This is a genomic window from Enteractinococcus fodinae (genome assembly GCF_031458395.1).
Taxonomy (GTDB): domain Bacteria; phylum Actinomycetota; class Actinomycetes; order Actinomycetales; family Micrococcaceae; genus Yaniella; species Yaniella fodinae.
The window spans coordinates 2624434-2638926 of the sequence record NZ_JAVDYJ010000001.1; the positions used below are offsets into that span (position 1 = coordinate 2624434).

A 14493-nucleotide genomic window follows, 5' to 3' on the forward strand; every position below is an offset into this window, starting at 1 on the left:
GTTTGTGTGCCGAGGTTAGAGCAGCTGATTTATCCCGGTGACCACCGACAGCACCGCGCCGGTCATGGCCAAGATCACGACCACGCCAAAGACCACCCGATCATTGACCTTGCCCAGGGCGCGTTGACCGGTCCACATGCCAATGGCAATACCGATCGCGGCCAACAACCACATCCACCAGGTCAACTCGGGCAGCGTTGAGCCCATGAACCAGTGACGTCCGGCAAGCGTGGCCGAGGCGATCATCACCCACATCGGTTGCAGACTGGCAGCAAACGAGGCCACCGGCCAGCGCGAAACCACACCGAAGATCGTCACGGCCGGGCCGCCGATACCGGCCAGCACGCTTCCGGCTCCAGCGCCCACGCCCGTGAGGATCTGCGCGGGTCGATGGGTCACCGGTTCCGCCGTGCCGCGCATCAGCAGTGCGACACTGAGCCCAATGATGACTAAAACGCCGACCAGCAAGTAGATGAGCGCCCCATCGATGCGTGCCCCGAGCCAGGCGGCCGGCACGATCGACACCATCGCGGGAATGCCGATCCATCCCACACGGGACCAATTGATGTCGCGCCACATTCCCGGCAGCATAAACAGGGAGGCCAAGACCGCCAGGATGGAGGTCAACATGATTCCCTGGTGAGTACCCAAGGCGACGACGGCAAACGGTGCGGTCAGCATCGCGAAGCCTAGTCCGGTGATCCGTTGCAGGGCGGTCGCGATGAAACTGAGCAGCAGAATGCCAATGAGCACGGTGAAGAAGCTTCCTAGTCAAACGATATTGCTGACCAGACTATGCCATGCCAACCGTGCGCTCGCCCACATAACGAGGTACAGACATCACCACAGATCTCCTGCATAGGGCCGTGCCCACAGCACCAGCGTGACCGTCACCGTCTTGAACCAGGCTTGGTGCATGGCCTCGACCTCATCACTTTCGGAAGCGCCTTCTTCGAGGAAGTTCCGAATGGTTAAGGTGACCGGCACAATCAGGGCCAGCATGTCGCTCATCGGCACGTGCCGTGCTGGAGAAGCCACTCCGTCGGTCTGGTTCTTTTTGGTTGGGTGATGGCGCAGCCCGATCTCTTCTTGGTACGCCAACCACTGGTCATCGAATGCTCGGGTGCACACATCGATCACCCAGTGTTCAAACCGACCGCGCACCCGTTCTAAGTACTGGCCATCCGGCTCTCCATCTGGTCTGCGGAAAATTGTGACCAGATGCGGGGTTGAACCGATGAAGTCGTACCAGACATCCAGAATGTCAGCCACCCGCGGGGTGAGGATTTCACCGGCACGCCGCAGGGCCGTGGCGTCATCGGTCGTCCACATCACATCGGTGAGTAATTCGTCGAGTCGTTGGCGTCCAACTGGTGACGGGTAGGTTCGGGTCGTCGTAGGTGTAACCGTCAGGGTTTATTTCAATTGCCATCTCAACCTCCTTGCGTGTGAGTGCGGTATATCACACTCATCTACCACGCTAACAAGGGAGCTCGAGAAGCAAAACCAGCTTGAGCGGCTTACGAGTCTGAGCTATAGGGCTGAGGGGCCAGCGGTGGCGACGAAACTGTCGAAGAATTTGATGACGGCCGCGCGCTCTTCGGAGGTCAGCTCGGCCACTGCCTGGAACCGCTGAGCGTGGTTGTGTCCGACTGAACGTCGTGCTGTTGCTTGTGTTTCGGCAGTGACTTCCAGGGCGGTGCTGCGACGATCCTGCGGGTGAGGCGTGCGTCGAATGTGATTGGCCTCCACGAGTCGGTCGATCATCCGTGACACCGAGGCCGTAGTGATACCCAGATGTTTGGCAACATCGCTGGGGGTCGCGAGCGCACCGTGGCGTTGACACGCGATGATGTAGCGGACGGCGCGCATATCATTTTCACCAAGCTGCATGTATTTACGGGAAGAGTCATTGAGACGGCGCTCGACGCGACGCCACCGTCGCATCGCTTCCATGACCGCAACAATTTCATCGACTTCTTCTTCCGTATAGTCCTGCAACGAAATGAGCTCTTGGCCAGGATCCATGACGCGTGGGTCGACCATCGACATATCGCGGGAGGTGCGCCGAGTAGACGTTTGAGGTGATTTCCTAGTATTGTTAGCCAAGGTAACTATTAGCCGTTCTAACTATATTGTTGGGTCGCTTGATGCAGCTCGGGATTTCGATTGCCTGGCATTCATAATACCGTGTGTCGCGGTGGCCCGTCTGTGCCCATCTCCGCCAGATTGCTAGAGGAAAACATGCCTGACCAGAACCCTACTGCCCAAAATGGTGCACCAGACCAAGCTGAGACCTCGACCTCGGTTCCGTTTGCCACTGAAGCCTCCGCTGACGGCCAGCCTCATGTCACCACACCGCAACGTTATGATGCCCTGTTGTTAGCTGGGTTCGGTGGACCGGAAGGCCAAGAGGATGTCTTACCCTTCCTACGGAATGTCACCGCTGGTCGTGGGATTCCGGATGAACGTCTAGAAGAGGTGGCCACCCACTACCGGCATTTCGGTGGCGTGAGTCCAATCAACGCCCAGACCCAGCAACTACGCGAAGCCATTGAAAAAGAACTGCAAGATCGCGGCATGGATCTGCCGGTGTACTGGGGCAATCGCAACTGGACACCGTATTTGGAAGACACGGTACAAGAAGCTGCCGCGGCCGGTCACACCCGCCTACTCGCTCTTGCCACCAGTGCCTACAGTTCGTATTCGAGTTGCCGCCAGTATCGCGAGGATTTCGCTCGGGCACTCTTGAACACCGGCCTAGCCGGCACCGTGATGATTGATAAAGTCCGCCAATACTTCGACCATCCGGGGTTCGTCACGCCATTCATCGAAGGGGTCGACAAGGCGTTGCGCCAGTTCGAGGCCGAACAACTGGCACCCGAAGAAATCCGCGTACTGTTTGCAACCCACTCATTGCCTAGCGCAGATGGTGAGCGCTCGGGCCCACCAGAACTGGCCTTGGGCGAGGGCGGAGCTTATGCGGCCCAACACAAAGCAGTCGGTGAAGTCATTATGGAACAATTGCGTTTCGAACTGCCGTCTCGGGCTGGAACCCAGTGGGAGCTGGTCTATCAGTCACGTTCTGGACCAGCATCGCAGCCGTGGTTGGAACCCGACGTGTGTGATCGCATCGCGGAACTCCCCGAAGAAGGTATTAAAGCCGTGGTGATCGTGCCGCTGGGTTTCCTCAGTGATCATATGGAAGTGCTCTGGGACCTCGACGAAGAAGCCATCGAAGCAGCAGAAGAGGCCGGCTTGCGCGCGGTGCGGACCGCAACCCCCGGGGTACATCCAGAATTCGTCAAAGGCCTGGTCGATTTGGTGCAAGAGCGCATGGATGCCGTACCGGTCACCGATCGTGAGCACCTGACCACCCTTGGACCTTGGTATGACGTCTGCCGGCCGGGCTGCTGCGAGAATGCGCGTCGTGGGTTCAGCCCTGCGGCGGCCGGACTGGTGCCGTAAGGATGCGGTTGTGGTCGTTGCATCCGTCAACGTTGGATCGGCAGGGTCTGGTGGCATGTTGGCGTGAGGCCCTGCTGGCCCAAGCCGTCCTGTTAGGACGGACCCGCGGCTACACCGCCCATCCGCAATTAGACCGGTTCAAAACCCACGCCCACCCCGAGGCGGCGATTGGCACCTATTTGGCCGGAATCCAGGAAGAAGCCACATCGCGCGGCTATCGCTTCGACGCCACGCGGATTGTTCACGCACCAGATTCTGACCGCGCGGCAGGTGGGCTTGAGCCGATTCCGGTGACGTTCGGGCAGCTGGGTTTTGAGCTGTCGCATTTACGAGCCAAGCTGTTTCAGCGCTCGCCGGAGTTTTTGGCCGAGCATGCGGCCGTGTTGGATGCCACCGATGAGTTCATTCCGGTGCATCCGCTGTTTTGTGCGGTGCCTGGCACCATCGAAGCCTGGGAACGCACCTAGCGCACATCCAGAGTCAGACCGCGCACCTTATAGCCTTCAATCAGGTCGTCCCAGCTGATGGTCGGTTCGGTGCGCTTGGCGACTTCCAGGGACAACAACCGGTGTAGCAGTGCGTCGGTTTCTCGTAATGCCAGGGGCTGGCCGGGGCACCCGTGGGCGCCGAATCCGAAACTGAGCCCGACGTCCTGGACCCCTTTTGCGCGATCTCGACCCGGTCGCAGCTGTAATGGATCGTCGGCGAATGCATCGGGATCGGCATTGGTCTGGCGAATGTCCAGATCCACGAGTTCTCCGGGCGACAATTCGTAGCTCTCGTCATCGTCGGTGACGGTGATGTTGTCGGTGACGCGACGGTACAGGTGGCCCACGGGTGGTTCCAGCCGGATAATTTCGGCCAGGATGCCAAGCCGTTCGTCTTCCTCGGCGGCCACGTAGCGTTGCCGCAGTTCGTCGTTGTCCAGTAGGTGCCAGCAGGCCATGGTGATGAATTCGCGGGTGGTGACCATACCGGCGGTGCCGTAGGTGACGCACTCGACCAGGATGTCTGCCAGGTTGGAGTCCTGCTCGATCAGATGACTGATGACGTCCTGACGAGGGTTTTTGGTCCTCGAACGCACCGCGGGCAGCACATCGAACACAAACAGCCCGACCAGTGGACCCAGTCCGTTGGCGGCGGCTGCCATCCACTGACGGTTGGTGCGACCCAGGCGTGGTTTGCTGCGGTCCAACGGGGGTTGGCGGAAGAATTTTTCTAACCGGCGAGCCAACGCTGGCACTTTGGCGTGGGTCAATCCCACGATTGAGGCGGTGACTTCCACCGTGTAGTACAGCGCCACTTTGTCGATAGTAATGGTCCCGGTGCGTTTTGCCTCGTCGAGGATTTTGTCGACCACGGTCTCCATGAGGGTCCCGTAGCGGGTGGCCACGATCCTGGGCGCGAAGAACCGGGCGACTTTGCGCCGTTGTTCGTCGTGTTGGGGGCCGTCGGAGATTAGAATCGGGTGGCTGCGGAAGGCGTCGCGGGGAATGTATTCGGCCGTAAACCCGGCTTGGATCGTCTCGTGACGGGCCAGTAACACGTCCTTGGCGGCGGCCAGCGAGCCGATACGCCAGATTGATTCCCGTTTGGTCACCCGCCCCGTGGGGGTGTCCCCGGGTTTGAGCGCCTTGCGCTGACTGGTCGCGCTATGGAATGGGCAGCCCTGGTGCTGTTGGGTCATCGATGATTATGCTCCTTCGGGCAGCGCGAATCGACGGATGAAACGACCGGTGGCACTGCGGCGCAACAGTCCGGTGCGCGGTGGCGAATCCAAGTCATGGCCGGTCACGTTCCAGTCGGCCAGCAGCGCGTTGGCGGCTTGGAAGCCGGTGGTTGCCGCGCGTTCCATGAGCGCGACCGGGAGGTCACAGCGGATCCAATCACCGGCTAACACGAGGTTCGGAATGTCGGTGATGACTTCGGGGTGGTCGTGCCACGGTGAGATGTCGGCCAGCCCGCAGTCGTCGTCGAGCAGGTACTCTTCGGCCACGATCGTCATCGTCCGGGTTTCAGGGAAGACGAAGTACATATCCCCCAGCAGCGCGTCGCGGATGGTTTTGCCTTGTGCTGAGTTCGGGTCCGCCGGACCGTCGACCGCATACGCGTGGAGTTCGACCACCGATCCCCCGTGGGTGCGGGTCCACTGTGCGGCGGTGGCTTCGAAGCGTTCAAGCACCGAAATATTGTCTAACACAGTGTAGCCGCTGGTGCCTAAGAAAGCCGGACGATCTGGGTTGACGGTATCGGAGAGCCACAGGCGCAGGATGGCAAAGGGCGGCGCATTGCGACGGCGTGACGCCCGGTCTTGAAGGGTCGTCACCGGTTCACTGTCGGGTTCGAGACCCGCGATGAGTTTGCGACTGTTGCGCGGGTCCGCCGCTAACACGACCGCGTCGAATGCGGCGATCCCCTGCGGGCTGGTGACCTGCCATCCGTCGTCGTGTTGGCTGAGGGTATCTACGGGAGACTCGAGGTTGATGGTGGTACCCATCGCGCGCAGGTAGTCACCCAGGGGGTCCCACAGGCTGGTGTTGAAGTCGTCGACGGGCACATCAAACAGCAGCCCTTCGGCAGAGCCGGTGAAGTAGGTGTGGAACATCGTCACGAGCTCGCGGGCCGCAAAGTCATCGGGGTGAGCAAAAAATGAGCGTGCGAAGACCTCAAGTGCCAGGTGGCGGGCGCCGTCGGGGAATTGCAGCCGGTCGAGGAAGTCCGCGGCGGACTCCCCATCGTAGCGGTGCAGTGTCTCAGGGAATTCTAGGTCGATGAGTTCAAAGGCGCTGGGCAGGTCGACGTGGGCCAAGCCGGTCAGCGGGAAGGTGGGGCTCTGGAGTACAAAAGCCGCCAGGTTGAATGGCGGGGTGCGCGGGATGGATTCGAAAGAGTCGGTCAGTCCGGCTGCGGTTTGTAGCGGGTAGTCGGCTATCGGCGTCAACTGGTCCATCGCCGGGTCGGTGCGGCGCAGCAGGGCTCGCAGGTTGTAGTACTGGCGGAAGAACGCGTGGAATCCGCGGCTCATATTCCGGTCATCGCCCACCGGCCAGGACCGGACCCGCCCGCCCAGCTGCGGTGCTGCTTCGAAGATGGTGACGTCCGCGCCGCGTTCGGTCAGGCCTGTGGCCGCGGCGAGTCCGGCAATGCCCCCGCCAATGACGGCCACGGTGCGAGGGTCCTGCACGGTGTCGTGGCCACGGTGGGCCAGAATGCGTTCAGCGTGCGGATCGCTCGGGGCGTTAGGGACAGCATGCGGTGAACGAATCATTCACGGGCTCCTTGATTACGAGCGGTATAGGTGTAGAGAACTTTGCGATGCCAACCCTTGGCGGTCGTGACCGCGGCGTCGCGGAAGCCGGCTTGGGTGAGCCGCTTGAGCACATTGGCGGTTGAGTCGTTATCCATCACCGAGCGCCACAGGTAGGTAAAGAGCGAGGTCTTCGCGCCGGTCAGTGCCGCCAGCGGGATGACGATCAGGAAACACACCAGCGTCCATTTCGCCCGCGCCACATTCGAGTCGGCCACCGAGTAATCATGCAGGACCAGCGGCGAATCCGGTCCCATAAACTCCCGAATCTTTGCCAGGACCTCAGTGCGGTCTTCTGCCGGGAGGTTGCGTAACAGATAGGCGGCAAATACGCCGTCGGGCGTTTGTGTTAATTCTGGAGCGGGATTGGTCACCAGGTTCTCGACACGATCCAACACGAATTCCGTGCCCGCGGGCCAGTCTTTGGCGCGTGCGGCTGCCAGCATCCCGGCCGAGGCGTCCACGCCGATGACTTTGGCGTGCGGCATCGTCTTCAGCAGGGCTTTGGTGCTCAGTCCGGTGCCGCAGCCCAGGTCCCAGATCACCGGGCGGCTGGTGGCGTCGAGCATGGCGGCCAGCTGGCGAGCGGCCCGGCGTAGTTCGCGCTGATACCCCGGGTTCAGTCGGGTCAGCAGGTCATACCGGCGTGCTGAGGAGGTGAAGGCGTCACTGAGCAGCATGCGCGGGCGCCTCCTGAGCGAGTCGGGCACGCCGATTCTTCAGCGCCTGCCAGACCATAATCACGGTGGTCAGCATCGCAAACCCGAACCCGAAGTCTTCGATCGGGATGTCCCAGGGGAACCGGATGCCTGAATTCATGTCCGGGTTGTAGATGACAATGGGGTTCGACAGTTTCGTCAGGTACCCGTCAACCGGGATTTGGAAGCCCAGGCAGATGCCCAGGGCAATCCAGTAGGCGGGTTTGCGGAAGATCCCGCTGCGGACGATAAACAGTTCAACCAACACCACGACGATCATGCCGATGATGGTCAGGATGGTGTATTCAGGCAGCATCGGTGGCGCTCCCTTCCCGGTTTTTCCGTTTGGCAAAGAACCGCAGCACGGTGGACACGCCCTCGTAGCTGAGCAGCGCGCACAGCGAGATGACGACGAAGAACACGAGTTCTTCTAACGGCATCGGGCCGATGTGGATGCCGGTGATGAATTCGGGGTTGTAGGTCCAGTGGTTACGCACGATGCCCAACAGATCCCACAGCCCAAACACGACCACGACCACACCGACCGATGGGAGCATGAGCAGGGGTCGTCGGTACACTCTGGCGCGCAGGAAAAATTCTAACGGGAGGGTGATGGCCACGCAGGCGGCCATCAGTATCAGGTACTCGTATTGAGCCAAGATCTTCCTTCCTTATCGGTTGTGAGCGATGCGGGCAGCTGTGGGCTGCAGGGGCGTGGGTATGGGGCCGGTGGTCGTATCGTTGCGCAGGCGTTTGATGACGTTTTCGGCCGAGATCAGACACATCGGGAGTCCCACACCGGGCACGGTGGTCGCTCCGGCGAAGTACAGTCCGTCAACGTGCTTGGAGGTATTGGCGCCGCGGAAAAACGCTGACTGCGCCAGGGTGTGGGCCAGGCCCAGCGCGTTGCCTTGCCAGGCGTTGAAGCGGTCTTGGAAATCCCCGGGACCAACGGTGTGGCGGGCCACGATGCGATCGGCCAGGTTCGGCACTCCGATGCGTTGACCAACCAGTTCGATGGCTTGATCAACGATGGCTGTGGTTTCGGCGTCTTCGGGGTGGTTGAGGTCGCCGACGATCCCATCGTCCATCGCCGGCACCGGGATTAACAGGAACACGTTTTCGTGACCCTGCGGGGCCACACTGGGATCAGTGGCCGAAGGTCGGGAGACGTACAGCGAGCGCGAAAACGTGCTGCGATCCGTGCTGGCCTTGGTGCGATCGTTGGGGAACACGGCGGTAAAATCTGGGTCCCAGTCTTGGCTGAAGAACAGCGAGTGGTGTGCCAGTTCTGGCAGTTCGCCTTCGATTCCCAGATAGGCCAGCACGCTGGACAGCCCCGGATTGCGGCGCTTCCAGTATTTGGGTCGCGCAGCGCGCTGGTCATCGACCAGTTGTGCTTCGGTGTGCTGCCGGTCGGCACAGGATACGACGATATCGGCCGTCTGCTGGTGTGTTCCGGTGGCATCCCGGTAGGTCACCGATGACACGTGACGCCTCGGGTGCCCGTTGGCCTGGGCGTGGATGCGTTCCACGGTGGCCCCGGTGACAATCTGCGCCCCAGCATCGACCGCTAACCGGTGCAGCGAGTCGACAAACGTACCGAACCCACCCATCGGGTAGGCCACCCCCTCGATCAGGGTCGTGTAGTTCATGATCCCGTAAAACGCGGGCGTGATCTTCGGTGCCGACGACAGAAACACCGCGGCATAGGTCAGCAACTGCCGCAGCTGCACGTGGTCGAAATGGGCTGCGACGTCGGATTCGATGGATTGGGTGAGTTTGCGTGCTAGCCGGCCTAACCGTCGCAGAATCTGTGCGGTGGTCAGGCCGCGCAATTCGGTGAAGTTCGTGTAGAGGAACTGTTCAATGGCTAACCGGTAGTCGGTTTCCATCCCGGCAAGATACTGCTGAACTTTCTGCCCGGCTCCGGGTTCGAGGCGCTCAAATAACTCCAGAAGGTTTTGAGTACCGGTGGTCACGTCCAGGGGCGGGTGGTCTTCGGTGAACATGCGGAAGGCCGGTTCGTTGAGATGTACCAGCTCCAGTTCCTCCTCGACCGTGGTGCCCATCAGCTTGTAGAAGTGTTCGAAGGCGCCGGGCATCAGCCACCAGGAGGGCCCCATGTCCCAGCGGAATCCGGCGTCTTCAATGACTCCGGCGCGTCCCCCGACCTGGTGCTGTTTTTCAAAGACGGTGACGTCGTAGCCGTCTCGGGCTAGTAAGCCCGCGGTTGCGAGTCCAGCGACGCCCGCTCCGATGACGATGGCGGTGGGTTTCGCTGGCGTGGTGTGGGTTTGGGGCATGAATTAGGTCTTCTTCAGCAGGTGTGTGGATACGGTTTGTGCGGCGATGGTCAATTTCCGAGTGTTGTTCACGCGCACGCGGCGTGACAACAGTTCATCGGCCGGGCGGGCATCGAGTTCATCGGTCAGAGCACTGAAGAGCCGGTGGGCCATATCCACTCCGATGCGGGCGCGCGGATCGAGCCGCTTGATACCCGGTTTGGCTGCGTCCAGGTCAGCACGAATATCGGCGACCAATTGGCGTTTTTTGGTCTCTTCGAAGGCTGCCGGGTCGACGTCGGGAAAATACGAGCGTCCCAGTGCGGCGTAGTCGGTTGCTAAGTCGCGCAGGAAGTTCACCTTTTGAAACGCCGCCCCGAGCCGTCGGGCAGAAGTCACGAGCATCGCGTCATCGCTGGTATTGGTGCCGGGCATGTTCCGAAACACTGCCAAACACATCAGTCCCACGACTTCTGCTGAACCGTAAATGTAGTCGTCCAGGGTTTCGTCGGTGTGTTCGTAGCGGTGCAAATCCGCGCGCATCGACCGGAAAAAGGGTCGCGTCAGCTCAGGACCAATGTCGTGTGTGCGGGCCGTGGTGACAAATGCGTGGACCACGAGGTTGGTGCTGTAACCGGTCTTTAAAGCAGCTTCGGTCTGGTCTTCTAACCGGTCGAGTTCGATCGCGATCGTCTCGGTGTCCAGGCCTGCTTCGTGGGCGACGCCGTCGACGATTTCATCGGCTAAGCGCACCAGCGCGTAGATATTGCCGATGTCGCGCCGAGCTGCTTTGCCCAGAAATCGACTCGCGAGCCCAAATGAGGTGGAGTATTCGGTGATGACTTTGCCGGAGCTGGAGATCGCGGCGGAGGTGTACCGGTGCAGCGCGGTGGGGTGTTTCATTTAGGTGTTCCTCTGCAGCAGGTCGTCGATGAGCTGGTCAAACGTCGTGCGGACCGCTTTACTCAGGGGTAACTGGGCAAGTTCAGCGCGCGCTTGCTGGCAACACTCATCGGCCAGCGCTCGCGCTTTGGCTTCGATGTCATGAGCGATGAGCAGGGCACGCATCGCATCGTTGCTGACCTCCCCGTGACGCCAGGCTTCCACGGTGCCGGCTGCGGACTCAATGCTTTCGACCAGTGCGATCAGCACGGTGATTTTGCCCTCGCGCAAATCCGAGTCGTTGGGTTTGCCGGTGGTTTCAGCATCCCCAAACGTCCCCAGCACATCGTCAATAATTTGATAACAGCTACCAAGAAGGTTCGCGAACGTTGACAGGCGCGTTACAATCTCGTCGGTCGCGCCGGCCAGCAGCGCGCCGGTTATCAGCGGTGCTTCGAAAGAATAGGCCGCAGTTTTGAGGCGATGCATCTGCAGTACATCGTCGAGATCAGGAGATTCAATGTGCGCCGAGAACATGACGTCGTCGAGCTCTCCCGCAGCTGACTGTTGGATCGCGCTGTGAAAGACATCGATCATGCGCTGGCCACATGCTAGATCTTGGCAAGCGGCGTGGAGCAGCTGGAGCGCTTGAGAAATCAAGGCGTCCCCGGCCAGCAGGGCCGCCGAATGCCCCAGATGCTCGGCGGTGGCCTGTGACTTACCTTGGGCTAGTGCTGCATCGCGATAGTGGGCTGACAGGGTGGGTTGGCCGCGTCGAATGAAATCTTGGTCAATGATGTCGTCGTGGATGACCAGCGCGGTGTGCAACAATTCAAACGCACATCCGATATCCAAAAGCCGCGTGTCCTGGTCAGTGGCGACGACCTGGTAGCCAAGGTTGACCAGCAACGGGCGAGTTCGCTTCCCCCCGGAAGTAGCTTTGATGATTTGTTGCCACAGGGCGGCCATTTGCGGCGTGGGAGCGGTGCGGGTCTGTTCGCACAAGATAGCCTCGAGACGGCGATCAAATTCCCGCTGCAACTGCTGACCGGGCTTGGTCTGGGGGATGAGCTGAACCTGGATACTCATTGCTCCTCCTGATCAAATAGTAGTGTCGGCAGCGAACGGAACTTTGGCCTGTTTCGTCGAACTCCGCACTCAAGGTGAGCGAAATTACTAGCCTGGCTAACAATACTAGCAGTTGCTATCAGAAAAGCATCGCATAAGGAGGAAAGAACCGGTGGAACAGCGAGTGAATTCTTGGTTCATGCCGATCGTGACGGTAGTGGCTGTAGTGGCCGCTATTGTGCTGGCGTTTATCGGCAGTGGCGCCATGGGCGGTACCGAAGTCAGTGAAGCCGCAGGTGGGGCCCTATCTGCCGATGCCACACCGTTTGCGCCCGACGGCCCGGCGTTTAGTATCTGGAGCGTGATCTATGCGGGCCTGGTGCTCTATACGATCTACCAGCTGCTGCCCAAACAGCGTGCCTCGGCGCGACACGCACGGCTACGTCCCTGGGCCGCGCTGTCAGCGCTTCTGAACGCCGCCTGGCTCGGTGTGGTGCAGCTCGACAGCATTTGGGGCAGTGTGATCGTCATCGTGATACTGCTGCTGGTGTTGATTCGAATCTTGTTCATTTTGCGCAGCGGCAAGCCGTCGACCAACACCGACCGGATCATTACCGATGGCACCTTTGGCCTGTACTTGGGATGGGTCACGGTGGCGACCACGGCCAATACCGCCGCGTTGATTGCCCAGGTCACGGGATTAGATACGTTCACCGGATGGGAGTGGGCCGCCGTGGCCGTGATTGCGGTGGTGGCTGCCATTGGCATCAGTTTGGAGATCTTCAACCAGGGCCGGATCGCACCCGCATTGGCGATCAGCTGGGGTCTTGCCTGGATTGCGGTGGCTCGAACTAGCGGCGAATATGAGTCACTCATCCTCGTCTGGGCCGCCGGCATTGCCGCAGCACTCGTGCTAGCTACGGCGATTTGGGTGCGCATTATGGTCGAACGGAGAACCGCGAAAACCACCTGGAGACCATGACATTCGTCATGGCTAAGTCGTGATTCGCGGCAGTACCGCAAACTGGCATGGCGCGGGACACTGGAGGTATGGATACTTCAGCTACTGCCCCAGCCATTACGTTAGACGCGGTCACCAAACGCTTCGGCCAGGTTCTCGCGGTCGATGACGTCAGTTTGGCCGTCCACCCCGGCGAAGTGCTCGCGTTACTGGGTCCCAACGGAGCTGGCAAGACCACCCTGTTAGATATGGTGTTAGGTTTCACCGAGCCCACGCAAGGCAGTACCCGCACATTTGGTAACTCTGCTAAAACTGCAGCCAGCAACGGCATGGTCGGCGCAGTGCTCCAGGATGGTGGCCTCCTTGATGACCTGACGGTCGGAGAAACCATTCGGATGATCGCTGCCTGCCATCGCTGGCACTTGCCGATTGACGAGGTGATACTCCGCGCAGGGGTCATGAGTTTCACGACTCGGAAGGTCAAAAAGTGTTCGGGAGGGCAGCGGCAACGCCTGCGTTTTGCGCTCGCGTTACTGACTGATCCGCAACTGCTCATCTTAGATGAGCCAACCGCGGGCCTTGATGCGACGGCTCGAAACGATTTCTGGGCCACGATGCACGCCGAAGCCAGGCGGGGTCGTACCATCGTCTTTGCCACCCACTATCTGCGCGAAGCCGACGACTACGCAGACCGAGTGGTGTTGATGGCTCAAGGACGCGTGATTGCCGACGGCAGTGTGGCTGACATGACCGCGGATATGCCGCGCCAACTGTCAGCGCAGTGGGTCTCGGATATCGACCCGTATGTTTGGGCTGACACCGTCGGACCCGCAACCCAAGGGCTGCACTACGACGCCACGACGCAACGCATCCATCTCACCACCGCGGAGACCGATTGGGTTGCTGCCAAGTTGTTATCGGCTGGGCTAATCCGCCATCTGACGATCACCCAACCGGGGATCGAAGAAGCGTTCTTCGACCTGACCCAAGATCACCATGCCCAGGAGACTGCGTCATGACCACTTCACTCCAACGCCCCCAAAAATCCCAAGTAGAGATTCTGCTGCGGTTTGTCGGCTGGGAATTCTGGCGCAATTTCCGCATGCTAGATGCCACCTTCTTCGTCATCATCCTGCCGGCAGCGATGTATTTGATGTTCGGCGTCGCCATGGACCAAGGCGAGATGCCCGCCGGCTACGGCAACGTTTCGGCTTATGTCATGACCTCGATGGCCGTCTACGGGGCGGTCATCTCCACCACGGCGATGGCCGGTTCGGCCGCGGTCGAGCGGACGACGGGTTGGGGCCGTCAGTTGAACATGACCGGTCTGACCGAAGCCAACTACATCCTGGGCAAAATGCTCATGGCGCTGTTGATGGCCATCAGCCCGATTGTCATTGTCTACATCGCCGGCGCCGTCACGGGGGCGGAATTCGACTCGATCTGGCACTGGTTTGCATCGGCGGCACTGTGTCTGGTGGTTGCCATCCCGTTCTCACTCTATGGCCTGGCGTTTGCCCTGCTGTTCCGCTCAGAAACTGCCGTCAGTGCAGCCTCCGGGTTCCTGGTGCTGTTTGCATTTTTTGGCAACCTGTTCATCCCGCTGGGCGGCGCGCTGCTCGATATCGCCAAATTCACCCCGCTGTACGGTCCAGCCATGTTGGCCCGCTGGCCCCAAACCGAGGGGATGCTGATCCCGATGCAAGCCGGGGCCGAAGTAGAATTTGAATCCATGTGGCTACTGTTGACCAATATCGGCGGCTGGACGGTCATCTTCGGGATCATGTGCCTGATGGCCGTGCGCCGCAGAACGGCCCGCTAACC

Annotated in this window: 16 protein-coding genes; 5 read left to right on the forward strand and 11 right to left on the reverse strand. The window is 60.4% G+C overall.

The genetic code is table 11. The annotated features are described in order from the left end of the window. Window positions 1-15 precede the first annotated feature (15 nt). The 3 genes from J2S62_RS12275 to J2S62_RS12285 all read right to left on the reverse strand — a co-directional run bounded on the left by J2S62_RS12275 (window position 16) and on the right by J2S62_RS12285 (window position 2109). Window positions 16-753: a sulfite exporter TauE/SafE family protein gene (locus J2S62_RS12275; protein ID WP_310175149.1), complete on the reverse strand. Its 738-nt coding sequence runs from the start codon at window positions 751-753 to the stop codon at window positions 16-18. An 87-nt stretch (window positions 754-840) separates the two neighbouring features. Then, complete coding sequence (locus J2S62_RS12280; RefSeq protein ID WP_310175879.1) at window positions 841-1332, reverse strand: protoglobin domain-containing protein; 492 nt, start codon at window positions 1330-1332, stop codon at window positions 841-843. 201 nt (window positions 1333-1533) lie between these two features. Next, a complete protein-coding gene (locus J2S62_RS12285; RefSeq protein WP_310175151.1) occupies window positions 1534-2109 on the reverse strand; it encodes a MarR family winged helix-turn-helix transcriptional regulator in 576 nt (191 codons plus the stop codon). 135 nt (window positions 2110-2244) lie between these two features. Between J2S62_RS12285 and J2S62_RS12290 the strand changes: the two genes are divergently transcribed. Together J2S62_RS12290 and J2S62_RS12295 are read left to right on the forward strand one after the other, a co-directional pair. Continuing rightward, a complete protein-coding gene (locus tag J2S62_RS12290) occupies window positions 2245-3468 on the forward strand; it encodes a ferrochelatase (protein ID WP_310175153.1) in 1224 nt (407 codons plus the stop codon). Window positions 3469-3470: 2 nt separating this feature from the next. Then, the gene (locus J2S62_RS12295) at window positions 3471-3935 is read left to right on the forward strand and encodes a pyrimidine dimer DNA glycosylase/endonuclease V (RefSeq protein WP_310175155.1); all 465 of its coding nucleotides are present in this window, start codon (window positions 3471-3473) and stop codon (window positions 3933-3935) included. On the opposite strand, the gene J2S62_RS12300 is transcribed toward J2S62_RS12295, so the two are convergent. Genes J2S62_RS12300 through J2S62_RS12335 form a run of 8 tightly spaced genes read right to left on the reverse strand, consistent with a single transcriptional unit; the run spans window position 3932 to window position 11729 of the window. After that, on the reverse strand, window positions 3932-5155 hold the full coding sequence (locus tag J2S62_RS12300) for a cytochrome P450 (RefSeq protein ID WP_310175157.1): 1224 nt from the start codon (window positions 5153-5155) through the stop codon (window positions 3932-3934). The two genes, J2S62_RS12295 and J2S62_RS12300, sit on opposite strands and share 4 nt — an antisense overlap. Window positions 5156-5161: 6 nt before the next feature. After that, a complete protein-coding gene (locus tag J2S62_RS12305; RefSeq protein WP_310175159.1) occupies window positions 5162-6736 on the reverse strand; it encodes an FAD-dependent oxidoreductase in 1575 nt (524 codons plus the stop codon). Beyond that, on the reverse strand, window positions 6733-7455 hold the full coding sequence (locus J2S62_RS12310) for a class I SAM-dependent methyltransferase (RefSeq protein ID WP_310175161.1): 723 nt from the start codon (window positions 7453-7455) through the stop codon (window positions 6733-6735). The genes J2S62_RS12305 and J2S62_RS12310 overlap by 4 nt, the downstream gene beginning before the upstream one ends. Continuing rightward, window positions 7442-7789: a lycopene cyclase domain-containing protein gene (locus J2S62_RS12315; protein WP_310175163.1), complete on the reverse strand. Its 348-nt coding sequence runs from the start codon at window positions 7787-7789 to the stop codon at window positions 7442-7444. The genes J2S62_RS12310 and J2S62_RS12315 overlap by 14 nt, the downstream gene beginning before the upstream one ends. Next, the gene (locus J2S62_RS12320) at window positions 7779-8132 is read right to left on the reverse strand and encodes a lycopene cyclase domain-containing protein (protein WP_310175165.1); all 354 of its coding nucleotides are present in this window, start codon (window positions 8130-8132) and stop codon (window positions 7779-7781) included. Before J2S62_RS12320 ends, J2S62_RS12315 begins: the two co-directional genes overlap by 11 nt. 12 nt (window positions 8133-8144) lie before the next feature. Further along, the gene (gene crtI / locus J2S62_RS12325; RefSeq protein WP_310175167.1) at window positions 8145-9779 is read right to left on the reverse strand and encodes a phytoene desaturase family protein; all 1635 of its coding nucleotides are present in this window, start codon (window positions 9777-9779) and stop codon (window positions 8145-8147) included. Between the two features lie 3 nt (window positions 9780-9782). Further along, window positions 9783-10661 (reverse strand): phytoene/squalene synthase family protein, encoded by an 879-nt coding sequence (locus J2S62_RS12330; RefSeq protein WP_310175169.1) that lies wholly within the window; start codon window positions 10659-10661, stop codon window positions 9783-9785. Continuing rightward, window positions 10662-11729: a polyprenyl synthetase family protein gene (locus tag J2S62_RS12335; RefSeq protein ID WP_310175171.1), complete on the reverse strand. Its 1068-nt coding sequence runs from the start codon at window positions 11727-11729 to the stop codon at window positions 10662-10664. A 151-nt stretch (window positions 11730-11880) separates the two neighbouring features. Between J2S62_RS12335 and J2S62_RS12340 the strand changes: the two genes are divergently transcribed. From J2S62_RS12340 to J2S62_RS12350, 3 genes are all read left to right on the forward strand, one after another. Beyond that, complete coding sequence (locus J2S62_RS12340) at window positions 11881-12690, forward strand: tryptophan-rich sensory protein (RefSeq protein WP_310175172.1); 810 nt, start codon at window positions 11881-11883, stop codon at window positions 12688-12690. A 68-nt stretch (window positions 12691-12758) separates the two neighbouring features. Beyond that, window positions 12759-13688, forward strand: a complete 930-nt coding sequence (locus tag J2S62_RS12345; RefSeq protein WP_310175173.1) for an ABC transporter ATP-binding protein — start codon at window positions 12759-12761, stop codon at window positions 13686-13688. Further along, the gene (locus tag J2S62_RS12350; protein WP_310175174.1) at window positions 13685-14491 is read left to right on the forward strand and encodes an ABC transporter permease; all 807 of its coding nucleotides are present in this window, start codon (window positions 13685-13687) and stop codon (window positions 14489-14491) included. The genes J2S62_RS12345 and J2S62_RS12350 overlap by 4 nt, the downstream gene beginning before the upstream one ends. The last annotated feature ends 2 nt before the right edge of the window (window positions 14492-14493 follow it).